The sequence below is a fragment of the Bacillus sp. N13C7 genome, assembly GCF_026790065.1.
Lineage (GTDB): Bacteria > Bacillota > Bacilli > Bacillales > Bacillaceae > Bacillus.
The window spans coordinates 145,379-162,779 of record NZ_JALAMO010000013.1 but is presented as its reverse complement, the minus strand read 5'-3'; the positions used below and the strand labels follow the sequence as shown (position 1 = coordinate 162,779).

17 protein-coding genes are annotated in these 17,401 nt (G+C 44.4%); 15 read left to right on the top strand and 2 right to left on the bottom strand.

Annotated features, from left to right (window positions below):
- The first annotated feature begins 75 nt into the window (after window positions 1-75).
- The 3 genes from MOB98_RS15340 (at window position 76) to MOB98_RS15330 (ending at window position 3,663) form a co-directional block, all read left to right on the top strand.
- The gene (locus MOB98_RS15340) at window positions 76-693 is read left to right on the top strand and encodes a helix-hairpin-helix domain-containing protein (protein ID WP_268361218.1); all 618 of its coding nucleotides are present in this window, start codon (window positions 76-78) and stop codon (window positions 691-693) included.
- A 66-nt stretch (window positions 694-759) separates the two neighbouring features.
- Window positions 760-1,329 (top strand): ComE operon protein 2, encoded by a 570-nt coding sequence (locus tag MOB98_RS15335; RefSeq protein ID WP_268361217.1) that lies wholly within the window; start codon window positions 760-762, stop codon window positions 1,327-1,329.
- 3 nt (window positions 1,330-1,332) lie between these two features.
- Window positions 1,333-3,663: a DNA internalization-related competence protein ComEC/Rec2 gene (locus MOB98_RS15330; protein ID WP_268361215.1), complete on the top strand. Its 2,331-nt coding sequence runs from the start codon at window positions 1,333-1,335 to the stop codon at window positions 3,661-3,663.
- Window positions 3,664-3,702: 39 nt separating this feature from the next.
- Here MOB98_RS15330 and MOB98_RS15325 read toward each other — a convergent pair whose 3' ends face one another.
- Window positions 3,703-3,837: a YqzM family protein gene (locus MOB98_RS15325; RefSeq protein ID WP_003229983.1), complete on the bottom strand. Its 135-nt coding sequence runs from the start codon at window positions 3,835-3,837 to the stop codon at window positions 3,703-3,705.
- Between the two features lie 40 nt (window positions 3,838-3,877).
- Here MOB98_RS15325 and MOB98_RS15320 point away from each other — a divergent pair, with 40 nt between their 5' ends.
- On the top strand, window positions 3,878-4,027 hold the full coding sequence (locus MOB98_RS15320; protein ID WP_003229985.1) for a hypothetical protein: 150 nt from the start codon (window positions 3,878-3,880) through the stop codon (window positions 4,025-4,027).
- Between the two features lie 39 nt (window positions 4,028-4,066).
- Window positions 4,067-5,110, top strand: a complete 1,044-nt coding sequence (gene holA, locus MOB98_RS15315) for a DNA polymerase III subunit delta (protein WP_268361214.1) — start codon at window positions 4,067-4,069, stop codon at window positions 5,108-5,110.
- Window positions 5,111-5,124: 14 nt separating this feature from the next.
- Here the strand turns inward: holA and rpsT are convergent, their stop codons facing one another.
- Window positions 5,125-5,391, bottom strand: a complete 267-nt coding sequence (gene rpsT, locus MOB98_RS15310) for a 30S ribosomal protein S20 (protein WP_010330723.1) — start codon at window positions 5,389-5,391, stop codon at window positions 5,125-5,127.
- A 203-nt stretch (window positions 5,392-5,594) separates the two neighbouring features.
- Here rpsT and gpr point away from each other — a divergent pair, with 203 nt between their 5' ends.
- The 10 genes from gpr (at window position 5,595) to prmA (ending at window position 17,382) form a co-directional block, all read left to right on the top strand.
- Window positions 5,595-6,701, top strand: coding sequence for a GPR endopeptidase (gene gpr / locus MOB98_RS15305; RefSeq protein WP_268361213.1), 1,107 nt, complete (start codon window positions 5,595-5,597; stop codon window positions 6,699-6,701).
- A 62-nt stretch (window positions 6,702-6,763) separates the two neighbouring features.
- Window positions 6,764-7,969: a spore autolysin SpoIIP gene (spoIIP, locus tag MOB98_RS15300; protein ID WP_268361212.1), complete on the top strand. Its 1,206-nt coding sequence runs from the start codon at window positions 6,764-6,766 to the stop codon at window positions 7,967-7,969.
- A 16-nt stretch (window positions 7,970-7,985) separates the two neighbouring features.
- Window positions 7,986-8,324 carry a YqxA family protein gene (locus MOB98_RS15295; protein WP_268273889.1) on the top strand — a complete coding sequence of 113 codons (339 nt, stop codon included), beginning with the start codon at window positions 7,986-7,988 and terminating at the stop codon, window positions 8,322-8,324.
- Window positions 8,325-8,457: 133 nt separating this feature from the next.
- Window positions 8,458-10,296, top strand: coding sequence for a translation elongation factor 4 (gene lepA / locus MOB98_RS15290; protein WP_003237100.1), 1,839 nt, complete (start codon window positions 8,458-8,460; stop codon window positions 10,294-10,296).
- 52 nt (window positions 10,297-10,348) lie between these two features.
- The gene (gene hemW / locus MOB98_RS15285; RefSeq protein WP_268367179.1) at window positions 10,349-11,488 is read left to right on the top strand and encodes a radical SAM family heme chaperone HemW; all 1,140 of its coding nucleotides are present in this window, start codon (window positions 10,349-10,351) and stop codon (window positions 11,486-11,488) included.
- Between the two features lie 80 nt (window positions 11,489-11,568).
- Window positions 11,569-12,600, top strand: coding sequence for a heat-inducible transcriptional repressor HrcA (hrcA, locus tag MOB98_RS15280; RefSeq protein WP_268367180.1), 1,032 nt, complete (start codon window positions 11,569-11,571; stop codon window positions 12,598-12,600).
- Window positions 12,601-12,672: 72 nt separating this feature from the next.
- Entirely contained in the window at window positions 12,673-13,236 is a 564-nt protein-coding gene (gene grpE / locus MOB98_RS15275) for a nucleotide exchange factor GrpE (RefSeq protein WP_268359810.1), read from the top strand.
- 23 nt (window positions 13,237-13,259) lie between these two features.
- Complete coding sequence (dnaK, locus tag MOB98_RS15270; RefSeq protein WP_004398786.1) at window positions 13,260-15,095, top strand: molecular chaperone DnaK; 1,836 nt, start codon at window positions 13,260-13,262, stop codon at window positions 15,093-15,095.
- Window positions 15,096-15,294: 199 nt separating this feature from the next.
- Window positions 15,295-16,422: a molecular chaperone DnaJ gene (gene dnaJ, locus MOB98_RS15265; RefSeq protein WP_268359812.1), complete on the top strand. Its 1,128-nt coding sequence runs from the start codon at window positions 15,295-15,297 to the stop codon at window positions 16,420-16,422.
- 24 nt (window positions 16,423-16,446) lie between these two features.
- A complete protein-coding gene (prmA, locus tag MOB98_RS15260) occupies window positions 16,447-17,382 on the top strand; it encodes a 50S ribosomal protein L11 methyltransferase (RefSeq protein WP_268359814.1) in 936 nt (311 codons plus the stop codon).
- Window positions 17,383-17,401: the final 19 nt, after the last annotated feature.

Below are 17,401 nucleotides of genomic sequence, written 5' to 3'. Positions count from 1 at the left end.
CCCTCCTTTGAGCTATATCCTCTAAACCATATGTGTGATGACAATAAAATATGACGAAAGCGGGGAACATGCACGATGATTTGGTTGAATCAGCATAAAAAAGCGATTATTTTAGCAGCTACTGCAGCTGTTTTCGCAGCGTTTATTTTCATCCTTGCCAGCGAAAAAAACAAAGAGCCGGTGAAGCAGGCTGTTTCAACTGAGACAAAAAAACCGGAGGTAAAGCAGGAAGCAGTAAAAGATGAGTCAAACGAAACAATTGTGATTGACATCAAAGGTGCAGTCAAGCATCCAGGCGTTTATGAAATGCGAACAGGAGACAGAGTATCTCAGGCAATTGAGAAAGCGGGCGGGACCAGTGAACAAGCAGACGACATGCAAGTGAATTTGGCGGAGCTGCTGCAGGACGGGACAGTGGTGTATATCCCGAAAAAGGGAGAGGAGTCAGCGGTGTCCCAAGGAACCGGAGGCGCAGTCAAAAGTGATGGGGGGAAGGGATCTCTGGTAAATATCAATACAGCAACCTTAGAGGAATTACAAGGCATCTCAGGGGTCGGGCCATCAAAAGCTGAAGCCATTATTGCATACCGGGAAGAAAACGGGCGTTTCCAGACAATTGAAGATATCACTAAGGTTTCAGGAATAGGTGAAAAGTCATTTGAAAAAATAAAGTCTTCCATTACAGTAAAGTGATTTGACGGTCATGTGTAATGATAGGTAAACTAAAGGTCAGGCAACACAACATTTGGAGGGAACAAAGTGGAACGAATTTCATGGAATCAATACTTTATGGCTCAAAGCCATTTACTGGCGCTGCGCAGCACCTGCCCGAGATTGTCTGTCGGCGCTACTATAGTCAGAGACAAACGCATGATAGCGGGAGGCTATAACGGGTCAATCGCGGGCGGCGTGCATTGCGCAGACGAAGGATGCCTGATGATAGATGATCATTGTGCAAGAACAATTCACGCTGAAATGAATGCCCTTCTCCAATGCTCTAAGTTCGGAGTGCCGACTGATGGAGCGGAGATTTATGTGACGCATTACCCTTGCATTCAATGCTGTAAATCTATCATTCAAGCTGGTATCAAAACAGTTTACTATGCGGAGGATTACAAAACACATCCGTATGCGCAGGAATTATTTGAACAGGCGGGTGTAACTGTTGAACAGGTTGAACTCGATGAAATGATCGTTGATCTGAAAAACAGGGAAAAGCTTTCATTTGTAGCTGGGCTTTTAGAGAAGCTAGCAGATGCAGGTCTTGCAGAGGAAGATTTGAAAAAGATACATGAGCAGGCGAATAAACTTTTCACGAGCTATGTGTGATTCATGCGTCATTCGCGTTTGATATTGCCTTTGGCGGCAGCTTCTGCAACTGCTGGAATTACTGCCGCCGCTTATTTCCCCGTTGTTTTTCTCTTCTTCCTCTTTCTCCTCATCATATCCATTAAAACGAGACACGTTTTTCTCATTTATGTTTGTTTCTTCTCTTTTATATTGTTTTTTGCACTGTATGCAGTCACAGATTCCCAGAATGTCTCTTTATATCAGAAGGGCACCTATCAATTAAAGGCGGTGATTGACAGTATTCCTAAAATTGACGGTGATCGTATATCTATGATTACTAAGACGCCTGATGGCGAAAAATGGGCTGCTTCGTATCGCATTCAGTCTCCTGATGAAAAAGATCAGCTGTCATATATAGAACCCGGAATGGCATGTGAATTGACTGGCGCATTGGAAGAACCTAAACATGCTACCGTGCCCGGCACATTTGATTATAAAGAGTATCTGTACAGGCAGCATATTCACTGGAACTACTCTGTCACATCAATCCAAAACTGCAGCAAACCTTCACATTTCAAGTATAAGCTGCTCAGTTTGAGAAAATATATCGTATCATTCACAAACGGCCTGCTGCCTCCTGATTCGGCAGGAATTGTACAGGCACTTACAGTCGGTGACAGATTTTATGTGGAAGACGAAGTGCTTAATGCGTATCAAAAGCTTGGTGTCGTCCATCTCTTGGCGATTTCAGGACTCCACGTCGGCATTTTGACAGCCGCATTGTTTTATATCATGATCCGTCTTGGTATAACTAGAGAGAAGGCGTCAATCCTCTTGCTCTTTTTTCTGCCGCTCTATGTGATGTTGACAGGCGCTGCTCCTTCAGTGCTTCGCGCCGCTCTGATGTCTGGGATATACTTAGCTGGAAGTCTCGTCAAATGGCGGATACACTCTGCCGGTGCAATCTGTCTTTCATACATCGTACTCTTGCTCTTCAATCCTTACCATCTCTTTGAAGCCGGTTTTCAGCTGTCGTTCGCCGTCAGTTATTCTTTAATTCTTTCTTCTTCTATTTTTCAGCAGGTTAAAACCTCTCTGGGTCAGCTGACAATGGTATCACTCATCGCTCAGCTGGGCTCGCTTCCGATTCTCCTGTATCATTTTCATCAGTTTTCTATCATCAGCATACCGATGAATATGCTGATGGTTCCTTTTTATACGTTCTGTATTTTGCCGGGGGCTGTAGCGGGTGTTCTTCTATTAAGCCTTTCCGCTTCGGCAGGTCGATTTTTCTTCAGTTGGTTTGATTTCTTGATGAGCTGGACCAACAGGCTGATCACAACAATTGCAGATATTGATGTATTCACGGTTCTCATTGCACATCCTGCACCTGCTCTGCTTTTTCTATTCACGGCCACGATCATTCTATTGCTTATGTCGATTGAAAAGCGTTCCTTTTGGCAGCTGGCGGTAACTGGGGGTATGTACTGTGCGGTGCTCTGCCTTCTCTTGATGTATCCGCGTCTTAGTTCCGAAGGAGAAGTCGATATGATTGACATCGGCCAGGGTGACAGCATGTATGTTGGCGCCCCGCATCAGCAGGGCCATGTCTTAATTGATACTGGCGGCACCTTGTCTTACTCGTCTGAGTCTTGGCGGGAAAAGCAGCATCCGTTTTCTCTCGGGGAAAAAGTGCTGATTCCGTTTTTAACCGCCAAGGGGATCAAACAGCTTGATGCTTTAATTTTGACGCACGCTGACCAAGATCATATCGGAGAGGCGGAGACTCTGCTGAAGCATCAAAAAGTGAAGCACCTTGTCATTCCGAAAGGGTTCGTTTCTGAACCTAAAGACGAGAAAGTGCTGCAGACTGCCAGAAGAGAAGGAGTGGAAATTGAAGAGGTGGAGCGAGGCGATGTACTGCAAATCAAGGATTTGCAGTTTCATGTACTGTCGCCGGAAACGCCTGATCCGGCTAGCAAAAATAATTCTTCTCTCGTTCTGTGGATGAAAACGGGCGGGATGAGCTGGATCTTAACAGGTGATCTCGAGAAAGAAGGAGAACAAGAGGTGATGAACATGTTTCCGAATATAAAAGCAGACGTGTTAAAGGTGGGGCACCATGGGAGCAAAGGCTCTACAGGTGAGGAATTCATCAAACAGCTTCAGCCGAAAACGGCAATTATCTCAGCAGGGGAAAACAATCGGTACCATCACCCTCATCAAGAAGTTTTGCAAATATTACAGAAACATTCCATCCGCGTGCTGCGCACTGATCAAAACGGAACGATTCAGTATAGATATAAAAACAGAGATGGAACCTTTTCTGTCTATCCTCCATATGATACATCAGATATAACGGAGACGAACTAAAAAAGACTGCCGAGAAATCAGCAGCCCGGGCAGTCGCTGTTATGAACCAACCAGGTGAATAACCGTTGCCATGACAAACAAGAAGGCGAAAAATCCGAAGGACACAACAAAACCAACAGCTGAATCTACAGCATCATTTCGTTTGCTTTGAACGTTTTTTTCAAAATCATTCAACTTTATCCCTCCTGACTGATTTAAGTATAATGGAATTGTTTTGAAAAATCTAGAAGCGAAGGTAACGTTTTCTGTTCTGGTGATTATCGCCTTTTTACAAGCTGTCCCGGGGGCTTGCGAACAGGCGTTTAATATAAATGGGGAAGCAGCAGTCAGGCTTCCTCTTTACTATTTTGCAAACTCAATTTAGGATAGAAGGGGATGATGAAAGAGAGGAAGTCGTACAACAATGGTATTTGATGTGTGGAAAAGCCTGAAAAAAGGAGATGTCCATCCGGTTTATTGCTTATTCGGAAAAGAGACGTATCTGCTGCAAGAAACCGTCAGCAGGATCAGACAGACGGTCATTGATCAGGAGGCAAAGGATTTCAATCTATCCGTTTTTGATTTGGAAGAGGACCCGCTGGACCAAGCGATTGCTGATGCTGAAACGTTTCCGTTTATGGGGGAGCGGCGTCTTGTTATTGTGAAAAACCCATATTTTTTAACAGGTGAAAAGAAAAAAGAAAAAATTGAGCACAATGTCAGTGCACTTGAGTCATATATACAATCGCCTGCGCCTTACACGGTCTTTGTCCTGCTTGCCCCGTATGAAAAGCTGGATGAGCGGAAAAAACTGACGAAAGCGCTAAAGAAACATGCGTTTATGATGGAGGCAAAGGAATTAAACGCAAAAGAGACAACAGATTTTACTATGAACCTTGCAAAAACCGAGCAGAAAACAATCGGCACTGAAGCGGCGGAGCATTTGGTTCTGCTTGTGAATGGACATCTGTCATCGATTTTTCAAGAGATTCAAAAGCTCTGCACGTTTATTGGAGACCGTGAAGAAATTACGCTTGATGATGTGAAAATGCTTGTCGCGAGAAGCCTGGAACAAAATATTTTTGAGCTGATCAATAAAATCGTCAACCGCAAACGAACGGAAAGCCTTCAAATTTTTTATGATTTGCTCAAACAAAATGAAGAACCGATCAAAATCATGGCGCTTATTTCGAACCAGTTCCGGCTGATTCTGCAGACAAAATACTTCGCGGAACAAGGATACGGACAGAAGCAAATCGCTTCTAACTTAAAAGTTCACCCGTTTCGGGTCAAACTGGCGATGGATCAAGCAAGGCTTTTTTCAGAGGCGGAGCTTCGGTCAATTGTTGAACAGCTTGCCGTGATGGACTATGAGATGAAAACCGGGAAAAAGGACAAGCAGCTCCTGCTCGAACTGTTTCTTTTACAGCTGTTAAAGAGAAATGAAAAAAACGATCCCCAATATTGAGGATCGTTTTTATATTATGCAGAAAGTCCGTTCACTTTTTTAGCCAGTCTTGATTTGTATCGAGCACCGGTATTTTTGTGTACAAGACCTGTTTTCACTGCTTTATCAATACGTTTAGCTGCTTCAGTAAGAGCAGTTTTCGCTTTGTCAGCTTCGTTGTTTGCAACAGAAGCTTCAACTTGTTTGATTGCAGTACGCATAGCAGATTTGATTGTCGCGTTATGAGCGCGGCGTTCGTTGTTTGTTTTTGTACGTTTAATCGCTGATTTAATGTTTGGCATGTGTTTCACCTCCTAAGATACAACCTGTAGCACAGTGTCTTAAGGTTAAATCTTCTTCACAATAGAACAAATTGTATTCTATCAAACACAACTTTAGATTGCAATATAAATGTAAAGTATTTTTCATTGAAGGATCTCTTTTTAGCATGATTCATTCAGCAAATGGCAACAATAGAGGTACTGAATGTGAAGGAGGCTCCCTGATGAAAAAGAGTGAACTGGATGTTAATCAGTATTTGATACGTACCGATTTGGCAGTGGAAACGAAGGAAGCGATGGCCAATCAGCAGGCTGTGCCGGCAAAAGAAATTAAAGGCTTTATTGAAAAAGAACGGGATCGAGGCGGCATTAAAATCCGTACTGTTGATATTACAAAGGAAGGTGCGGAGCTTTCCGGAAAAAAAGAAGGGCGCTATTTAACGCTTGAGGCGCAAGGAATCAGAGAGAATGATTCGGAAATGCAGGAAAAGGTCTCTGCTGTTTTTGCGGAGGAATTCTCGGCTTTTCTTGAAAACCTTAAGATCTCAAAAGATGCGAGCTGTTTGATCGTCGGGCTCGGCAACTGGAACGTGACACCTGACGCGCTGGGACCGATGGCTGTAGAAAATCTTTTGGTCACAAGACACTTGTTTCAGCTGCAGCCGGAAAACGTGCAGGAGGGCTACAGGCCTGTCAGTGCATTTGCACCGGGGGTGATGGGGATTACGGGAATCGAAACTAGCGACATTATTAAAGGTGTGATTGAGCAATCGCAGCCCGATTTTGTCATTGCTATTGATGCATTGGCGGCGCGGGCAGTAGAAAGGGTCAACACAACCATTCAAATATCGGACACAGGCATTCACCCGGGGTCTGGTGTTGGAAATAAACGGAAAGATTTAAGCGAAGACACACTTGGCGTACCGGTGATCGCCATCGGTGTTCCGACGGTCGTTGACGCGGTGACGATTGCCAGCGACACGGTAGACTACATATTAAAACATTTTGGCAGGGAAATGAAAGATAACAGGCCGTCAAGATCGCTTGTTCCGGCGGGTATGACGTTTGGGAAAAAGAAAGTGCTCACTGAAGAAGATCTTCCAGACCAAAAGGAGCGCCAATCGTTCCTCGGCATTGTCGGAACCCTTGAAGAGGATGAAAAACGGCAGCTCATTCACGAGGTGCTGGCACCTTTAGGCCACAATTTAATGGTTACGCCGAAGGAAGTTGATTCATTTATCGACGATATGGCCAATGTGCTGGCGAACGGGTTAAACACAGCGCTTCATGAAAAAGTGTCACAAGAAAACAAAGGCTCCTACAATCACTAAACTGTTCTACTTCCTCTAGCTTGTTCATAGAGTAATTACTAGACAAGCGCTGGAGGGATTCAATGAGAAATAAACGCAGAAACAGACAAATTGTTGTTGCGGTAAATGGCGGGAAAGCGGTAAAAGCCATCTTTCTATTTATCGCAAGCCTTATCGTGATTTTTGTTCTATCCGGTGTGCTGACGTCTCTCCGGCCGGAACTGAGACCGTCGTCTGACTCTTTTTACGGGATTGCTGAAGAATTGCCGGGTGACGTGTTTGCACACTTGCTGCGGATGGAAAACCATTATTTCGCCTCTGACCTTTCCCAAACCGACAGCTCATTTCATCTATCGCGTCTTTCTTTAAAGCTGGCGACGAGCATTAACCTAGAAGATCCGCGAAGTTTTCTCGGCCGGGAGCTGCCGGGGTTTGCACAATTTGATACTGAGATACTGCTAGCTGGACAAGGCACGGATTATACGAATATGCCGGCGGAATCACCGCCCCCATCTAAGGTGATGGAGGAAGAAAGAGAAGCGAATTTGGCAGAGATTGAAAAACAGCAAACACAATCAGACAGTGCGCAAAAAGATCCGCCGAAACAAACAACAGGAGATAAAAAGGTTGTCTTTATCTATCACACGCACAACACGGAATCATATCTCCCTCTATTAAAAGGCGAGACCGATCCTGATATGGCGCGCCATTCTAAAGCCAATGTCACGCTGGTAGGAGATATGTTTGGAAAAGCACTTGAATCACAAGGCATCGGAGCCACAGTGAACAAAACCGATATACAGGCAAAACTGAACAAAAAAGGCTTAAACTATGCCAGATCCTATGATGAATCAAGGCCGGTCGTCAAAGACGCGCTCGCCTCAAACAAAAATCTGCAATATATCATTGACATCCACAGAGACTCGCGGCGTAAAAAAGACACGACCGCAACCATTAAAGGGAAAACTTATGCCAGGGTAGCCTTTGTCGTCGGCAAAAAAAGCAAAAACTTCGAAGAAAACTATAAAATTGCAAGCGAGCTTCATAAGCTGATGGAGAAAAAATATCCTGGACTCAGCACAGGTGTCTTTTCAAAAGGCTCGCCGGGCGATAATGGTGTTTACAATCAGGATTTAACCGACAGAGCGCTTTTGCTCGAATTTGGCGGAGTGGATAATAATCTTGAAGAGCTGCAGCGTGCGGCTGACGCAGCCGCGGACATCTTCAGCGAAATGTACTGGGATGCTGAAAAGGTCAACGCGGAAAGCGGCGAGACGAAAAAACAATAAGAAATAGGTGGTTGATTTGATTGCTTACTTTGGCAAATGCTTGCTGCTGGTCACGATCATGTTTTTAGGCGTGCTGTTTGGCATGCAGCAGGCGAATAACGGAATGCTAAGTATGAAAGGCTATCATGACCCTTCACTTAAGGGGGCGTTTACGCTCACCGATGGAAAAAATAATGAAAAAGAAGCCTCGATCTTAGGAGAAACAGTTACGGCGAAAGATTTAGAAGAAAAACAGAAAGAGCTGGAACAGGTGGAAACGTTCAATATGTTCTCAAAAGCCGGAAAAGCGCTTTCGGACACCGTAACCAATACGGCACAGTCGATGTATGAATGGATACGGAATCTGAATCAATAGGTGCGTGAAAGAGAAAAGCAGCCCAGGTATGACAGGGGACTTTTCTCTTTCTTGTTTTACATTGAATCTTTACATTCCTATTGTTATAATCTAAGCTAGTGTATTTTGCGTTTAATAGTAGGAGTGATAGATTGTGACAGATAAAGAAAAGCGTTTAGAGAGGCAGTCGAGAATACGGAATTTCTCTATCATTGCCCATATTGACCACGGAAAATCGACCTTAGCGGATCGTATTTTAGAAAAAACGTCGGCAATCACTCAACGAGAAATGAAAGAACAATTGCTCGATTCTATGGATCTTGAACGTGAACGGGGCATAACCATTAAGTTAAACTCTGTTCAGCTTAAATACAAAGCAAAAGACGGAGAAGAATATATTTTCCATCTGATTGATACGCCGGGACACGTCGACTTTACGTACGAAGTATCCCGAAGCCTAGCTGCCTGTGAAGGGGCGATTCTTGTCGTGGATGCAGCACAGGGAATTGAAGCGCAGACGCTCGCCAATGTCTACTTAGCGCTTGACAACGATCTTGAAATACTTCCGGTTATCAATAAAATTGATCTCCCAAGCGCCGAGCCTGAACGCGTGCGCCAAGAGGTAGAGGATGTCATCGGCCTTGATGCATCAGAAGCCGTGCTTGCTTCAGCGAAAGCCGGTATCGGGATTGAAGAAATTTTAGAACAGATCGTAGAAAAGGTGCCGGCTCCGACCGGGGATCCGGAGGCGCCTCTCAAAGCGCTGATCTTCGACTCGCTTTATGACGCCTATCGCGGTGTCGTAGCGTATATCAGAGTTGTTGAGGGAACGGTAAAGCCGGGACAAAAAATCAAAATGATGGCAACCGGCAAAGAATTCGAAGTAACAGAAGTCGGCGTGTTCACTCCGAAAGCGACTCCGACAAATGAACTGACGGTCGGTGATGTAGGCTTCCTGACTGCCTCTATCAAAAATGTCGGTGACACTCGTGTCGGTGATACAATTACCAGCGCTGCCAATCCTGCAGACGAAGCACTGCCGGGATACCGCAAGCTCAACCCGATGGTGTACTGCGGATTGTATCCAATTGATACAGCAAAATATAATGATTTAAGGGAAGCTCTAGAAAAACTAGAGCTGAATGATTCCGCGCTTCAATATGAAGCAGAAACTTCACAAGCGCTTGGATTTGGGTTCCGCTGCGGATTTTTAGGCATGCTCCACATGGAAATCATTCAGGAGCGCATTGAGCGTGAGTTCAACATCGACCTGATTACGACAGCGCCAAGCGTTATCTATGACGTGTATATGACAGACGGCGAAAAGGTCGTTGTCGACAACCCGTCCAACATGCCGGACCCTCAAAAGATCGAACGGATTGAGGAGCCGTACGTAAAAGCGACGATGATGGTGCCGAATGACTACGTAGGCGCTGTTATGGAGCTTTGCCAAGGCAAGCGCGGCAATTTCATTGATATGCAGTATTTAGACGCGAACCGTGTCAGCATTATTTATGACATGCCGTTAGCGGAAATCGTATATGAGTTTTTTGATCAGCTGAAATCAAGCACAAAAGGCTATGCGTCATTTGATTATGAACTAATTGGCTACAAACCGTCTAAGCTTGTGAAAATGGACATTATGCTGAACGGTGAAAAAATCGATGCGCTGTCCTTTATCGTGCACCGTGATTACGCATATGAACGCGGAAAAGTGATCGTTGAAAAACTGAAAGAGCTTATTCCGCGCCAGCAGTTCGAAGTTCCGGTACAAGCCGCAATCGGCCAGAAAATCGTGGCCCGCTCCACCATAAAAGCAATGCGTAAAAACGTATTGGCTAAATGTTACGGAGGGGACATCTCACGTAAACGGAAACTTCTTGAAAAACAAAAAGAAGGTAAACGCCGAATGAAGCAGGTCGGCTCAGTTGAAGTGCCGCAAGAAGCATTCATGGCAGTTCTGAAAATGGACGACAGTCCGAAAAAACAATAGAAGCCGCCGCAGTCCCGTACTGCGGCTTCTTTCTGTAAAGAAGGTGAATTCATTGAAATCAGCTTATATCCATATCCCATTTTGTGAGCACATTTGCCACTACTGCGATTTCAATAAATATTTTATTCAAAGCCAGCCTGTAGACGAGTATTTAAACGGGCTTGAACAGGAAATGATAAATACAATTGCAAAAACAGGACAGCCTGACCTCAAAACGATCTTTATCGGAGGAGGCACGCCGACTTCCCTGTCTGAGGAACAGCTTAAAAAGCTGATGGACATGATCATTCGAGTGCTGAAGCCCTCTAGCGCCTTAGCGGAATTTGCTGTTGAGGCGAATCCGGACGACTTGTCCGCAAATAAACTAAAGATATTAAAAGAAGCAGGCGTAAATCGCCTCAGCTTCGGTGTCCAAACGTTCGAAGACGATCTGTTGGAAAAAATCGGCCGAGTGCATAAACAAAAAGATGTATTTGCCTCTTTTGAAAGGGCGCGGGAAATCGGATTTGACAATATCAGTCTTGATTTAATGTTCGGGCTTCCGGGCCAAACCCTCAAGCATCTCGATCATTCTTTAAATACCGCTTTATCGCTGGGTGCCGAGCATTATTCCGTGTATTCACTCATTGTAGAACCGAAAACGGTATTTTATAATCTGATGCAAAAAGGCCGTCTCCATCTGCCGGCGCAGGAGCAGGAAGCCGAAATGTATGAAATGGTGATGAGCCGCATGGAAGCTCACGGCATTCATCAATATGAAATCAGCAACTTTGCCAAGGCAGGTATGGAATCAAAGCACAATCTGACGTATTGGAGCAACGAGGAATATTTCGGCTTTGGAGCAGGGGCACACGGATATATCAGCGGCACACGGACAGTAAATGCCGGACCTGTCAAACATTACATTGATCTGGTAGCTGAGAAAGGCTTTCCGTACAGAGATACACATGAGGTGACAATAGAAGAACAAATTGAGGAAGAAATGTTTTTAGGCTTGAGAAAAACAGCCGGTGTCAGCAAAAAACGATTTGCAGAAAAATACGGTCGTTCCTTGGATGAACTTTTTCCAAGCGTATTAACTGACCTCTCTGAAAAAGGGCTGATTCACAATGCAGAGCAAGCCGTTTGTTTGACTCATCAGGGGAAATTATTAGGCAATGAAGTTTTTGGCGCTTTTTTGGGTGAGTTATAATTGACATTTTTCTTGTGGTTTGATACTTTTGTTATAGAATTAGCACTCGCTTATTGAGAGTGCTAACAGAGGTGATGATGATGTTAACAAATCGTCAGCTGCTGATCCTTCAGGTCATAATCAACGATTTTATTAAATCGGCGCAGCCGGTAGGATCAAGAACTCTTTCGAAAAAAGATGAAATCACATTTAGCTCTGCAACAATAAGAAACGAGATGGCTGACTTGGAAGAATTGGGCTTCATTGAAAAAACCCATTCATCCTCAGGACGTGTTCCGTCAGAAAAAGGGTATCGGTACTATGTTGACCATTTGCTGTCACCCGTCAAACTGACAAAAAGCGACCTGGACCAAATCCACTCGATCTTCAAAGAGAAAATTTTCGAGCTGGAGAAGACAGTTCAAAAATCAGCGCAAATTTTGTCCGATCTGACGAATTACACATCTATCGTACTCGGGCCGAAGCTGAGTGAGAATTACCTTAAACAGATTCAAATCATACCGATTCAGCCTGACAAGGCGGTAGCGATTCTCGTTACCAATACGGGGCATGTGGAAAACAAAACGATTAACTTTCCAACCAAAATGGATCTGTCTGATATTGAAAAGCTGGTAAATATACTGAACGACCGTTTAAGCGGCGTTCCAATGGATGAACTGAATGAGCGCATATTTAAAGAAGTCGTCATGTATCTAAGACAGCACATTAAGAACTATGACAATATTCTTGACGCGCTTCGTTCAACCTTTCATTCCACAAGCCACGTTGAAAAATTGTTTTTCGGCGGAAAAATCAACATGCTGAACCAGCCGGAGTTCCATGATATTACTAGAGTCCGGTCGCTGCTCTCATTAATCGAGAAAGAACAGGATGTGTTAAAGCTCGTTCAATCCCCGCACACGGGAATTTCGATTAAAATCGGGAAAGAAAATGACTATGAAGAGATGGAAAACTGCAGTCTGATCACTGCTTCTTATTCTGTTGATCAGAAGCAGATCGGCTCAATCGCCATCATCGGTCCGACCCGCATGAATTATTCCAGGGTTGTCAGCCTGCTTCAGCATGTGACTTCAGACTTGTCAAAAGCATTAACAAGTTTGTATGATGAATAAGGGAATTTTGGCAAATTTTATCGAAGGGCGGCCACCCGCCCTTCTCCTTACACTTTGAGGGAGGTGAACACAGTGTCAGAAGAAAAACAAACCGTTGAACAAAACGAAACAGAAGAGCAAGAAGTCATTGAAGAACAAGCTGCCGCTGAAGAACAGCAGGAAGAAACAAATGAAAGTGAACTTCTTCAAAATCAAATTAACGAATTGCAAGGTTTGCTTGAGGAAAAAGAAAACAAACTTTTGCGTGTTCAAGCAGACTTTGAAAACTATAAACGACGCAGCCGTTTAGAGATGGAAGCGTCCCAAAAATACCGTTCTCAAAACATTGTAACTGATTTGCTGCCGGCTCTTGACAGCTTTGAAAGAGCGCTTCAGGTTGAAGCCGACAATGAACAGACGAAAAGTTTGCTCCAGGGAATGGAAATGGTCCACCGTCAGCTTGTAGAAGCCTTGAAAAAAGAAGGCGTGGAAGCCATCGAAGCTGTAGGACAGGAATTTGATCCTAATCTGCACCAAGCCGTTATGCAGGCTGAAGATGAAAACTACGGCTCCAACATTGTTGTTGAGGAAATGCAAAAAGGCTATAAGCTGAAGGATCGCGTCATTCGCCCTTCCATGGTTAAAGTGAATCAATAATTACATAGCAGGAGGTTATTCAAGTGAGTAAAGTTATCGGAATCGACTTAGGAACAACAAACTCATGTGTGGCAGTGCTTGAAGGCGGCGAGCCTAAAGTTATTGCTAACGCTGAAGGAAACCGCACAACACCATCAGTTGTTGCGTTCAAAAACGGCGAACGCCAAGTAGGGGAAGTGGCTAAACGCCAATCGATCACAAACCCTAACACAATTATGTCTATCAAACGCCATATGGGTACTGATTATAAGGTTGAAATTGAAGGAAAAGATTACACTCCTCAAGAAGTGTCTGCTATCATCCTTCAACATCTTAAATCATACGCAGAAAGCTATCTTGGCGAAACAGTATCAAAAGCTGTTATCACAGTTCCTGCATACTTTAACGATGCTGAGCGTCAAGCAACAAAAGACGCTGGTAAAATTGCAGGGCTTGAAGTAGAACGTATTATCAACGAGCCGACTGCAGCAGCGCTTGCATACGGACTTGATAAAACAGATGAAGATCAAACGATCCTAGTGTATGACCTTGGCGGCGGAACATTCGACGTCTCTATCCTTGAGCTTGGTGACGGTGTATTCGAAGTCCGTTCAACTGCCGGCGACAACCGTCTGGGCGGGGACGATTTTGACCAAGTCATCATTGATCACCTTGTGTCTGAATTCAAAAAAGAAAACGGCATTGATCTGTCAAAAGACAAAATGGCGCTTCAGCGTTTGAAAGACGCAGCTGAAAAAGCGAAAAAAGATCTTTCCGGCGTATCTTCTACGCAAATTTCTTTACCGTTTATCACAGCTGGAGAAGCAGGACCGCTTCACCTTGAACTTACATTAACTCGTGCTAAATTCGAAGAGCTTTCTTCTCATTTAGTAGAGCGCACAATGGGTCCTGTCCGTCAAGCGCTTCAGGATGCAGGGCTTTCTGCAAGCGAAATCGACAAAGTCATCCTTGTCGGCGGATCAACTCGTATCCCAGCCGTACAAGAAGCTATCAAAAAAGAAACTGGAAAAGAAGCGCATAAAGGCGTAAACCCAGATGAAGTTGTAGCGCTTGGTGCCGCAATTCAGGGCGGTGTTATCACTGGTGACGTAAAAGACGTTGTTCTTCTTGACGTTACACCGCTTTCTCTCGGTATCGAAACAATGGGCGGCGTGTTCACTAAACTGATCGACCGCAACACGACGATCCCGACAAGCAAATCTCAAGTGTTCTCAACTGCTGCTGATAACCAAACAGCTGTTGATATCCATGTTCTTCAAGGTGAGCGCCCAATGTCTGCCGACAACAAAACACTTGGCCGCTTCCAGCTTACTGATATCCCGCCAGCACCGCGCGGCGTGCCTCAAATCGAAGTTTCTTTCGATATTGACAAAAACGGTATCGTAAACGTAAGAGCAAAAGACTTAGGCACAGGAAAAGAACAAAACATTACAATCAAATCTTCTTCAGGTCTTTCAGACGAAGAGATCGAACGCATGGTAAAAGAAGCAGAAGAAAATGCTGACGCTGATGCGAAGAAAAAAGAAGAAATCGAAGTCCGCAATGAAGCAGATCAGCTTGTTTTCCAAACTGAGAAAACATTAAAAGATCTTGAAGGCAAAGTGGACGAAGAACAAGTGAAAAAAGCCAACGATGCCAAAGACGCTTTAAAAGCAGCGATTGAGAAAAACGAATTTGAAGAGATCAAAGCGAAAAAAGATGAACTTCAAACAATCGTCCAAGAGCTTTCTATGAAGCTTTATGAAGAAGCTGCTAAAGCACAGCAAGCTCAAGGCGGAGCAAACGCTGAAGGCAAAGCGGATGACAACGTTGTCGACGCTGAATACGAAGAAGTAAACGACGACCAAAACAAAAAATAAGTTCTTCTCCGAGTCAGTCCTGCTTCTGGGGCTGACCGAAAAGAACACATTTCATAATCTGATTCAATGATTAGAAAGTCAAAGTCAGGCATCTCTTGGCTTTGACTTTTTTTCTTGCCCGGGATAAAAGGAATTGAAAAATCATAATTCAAAATGATACAATCTAATTTATGTGAGAAATTCGGGAGAGTGAAGCGAGATGAGTAAGCGTGATTACTATGAAGTGCTGGGAGTAAGTAAGAGCGCTTCAAAGGATGAAATTAAAAAAGCTTATCGGAAGCTGTCAAAAAAGTATCATCCTGATATTAACAAAGAAGCCGGATCAGATGAAAAATTTAAAGAGGTAAAAGAAGCGTATGAAACGCTGTCAGATGACCAAAAGCGTGCCCATTACGACCAATTTGGGCATACTGATCCTAATCAGGGCTTCGGCGGCGGAGGTTTTGGCGGCGGCGATTTCGGCGGTTTTGGTTTCGACGATATTTTCTCAAGTATTTTCGGCGGAGGCACAAGACGAAGAGATCCAAACGCCCCGCGCCAAGGTGCCGATTTGCAGTATACGATGACCTTGTCATTTGAGGATGCCGCTTTCGGTAAAGAGACGACTATCGAAATTCCGCGTGAGGAAACGTGCGATACATGTAAAGGCTCAGGTGCGAAACCTGGAACAACCCCTGAAACATGCTCCCACTGCGGAGGCTCCGGCCAGTTAAACGTGGAGCAAAATACGCCGTTTGGAAAGGTTGTTAACAGACGGGTCTGCCACCATTGTGAAGGTACGGGCAAAATCATTAAAGACAAATGTGCGGATTGCGGCGGCAAAGGAAAAATCAAAAAGCGCAAAAAAATCAACGTGACAATTCCTGCCGGTGTGGATGACGGGCAGCAGCTTCGTCTCTCAGGACAGGGTGAACCAGGAATAAACGGCGGCCCTGCCGGGGATTTATTTGTCGTGTTCCACGTGCGTGCCCACGAGTTCTTCGAGCGTGACGGCGATGATATTTACTGTGAAATGCCTTTAACGTTTGCTCAGGCTGCTCTTGGTGATGAAGTGGAAGTTCCGACCCTGCACGGAAAAGTGAAATTGAAAATTCCGGCCGGTACACAAACAGGAACTAAATTCAGATTAAGAGGCAAAGGCGTTCAAAATGTCAGAGGCTATGGACAGGGTGACCAGCATATCGTCGTCCGCGTCGTTACGCCGACAAATCTGACAGATAAACAAAAAGAAATTATCCGCGAATTTGCCGAGGTCAGCGGAAACCTTCCTGACGAACAGGAAATGAGTTTCTTTGACAAGGTAAAACGCGCGTTTAAAGGCGATTAATTATTGGATGAGGAGTTGGTAGTTTTGAAATGGTCCGAATTAAGCATTCACACAACACATGAAGCGGTCGAACCTATCTCAAATATTTTGCATGAAGCTGGTGCAAGTGGGGTTGTGATAGAGGACCCGCTTGATTTAATTAAAGAACGTGAGAATGTGTACGGGGAAATCTACCAGCTCGACCCCAATGATTATCCAGATGAGGGTGTCATTGTCAAAGCATACCTGCCGGTTAACAGTTTTCTAGGCGAAACGGTAGAAGGCATTAAAGAAACGATTAATAATCTGCTTCTTTACGATATTGATTTGGGCAGAAATCACATCACGATTTCTGAAGTGAATGAAGAAGAGTGGGCGACTGCCTGGAAGAAGTATTATCACCCTGTGAAAATTTCTGAAAAGTTTACGATTGTGCCGACGTGGGAGGAATATACGCCGGTTCATACAGATGAACTGATTATTGAAATGGATCCGGGAATGGCATTTGGAACAGGCACACACCCGACAACCGTACTCTGCATTCAGGCGCTTGAACGCTTTGTGCAAAAGGGTGATAAGGTAATTGATGTTGGTACAGGTTCCGGAATTTTAAGTATTGCGGCTGCGATGCTAGAGGCAGAATCGGTTCATGCCTACGATCTTGATCCCGTAGCTGTAGAGAGTGCACGCCTCAATCTCAAGCTGAACAAAGTGAGCGATATTGCACAAGTGAAGCAAAACAATTTGTTAGACGGGATTGAAGGGGAACATGATGTAATTGTTGCCAACATTTTGGCTGAAGTCATTCTTCGCTTTACTTCACAAGCGTACAGCCTGTTAAAAGAAGGCGGTCACTTTATTACGTCAGGGATCATCGGCCATAAAAAGCAAGAAGTTAGAGAAGCACTGGAACAAGCTGGCTTTACCATTGTAGAAATCCTTTCAATGGAAGATTGGGTCAGCATTATTGCGAAAAAATAACAGTTAGTAGGTGTCACAG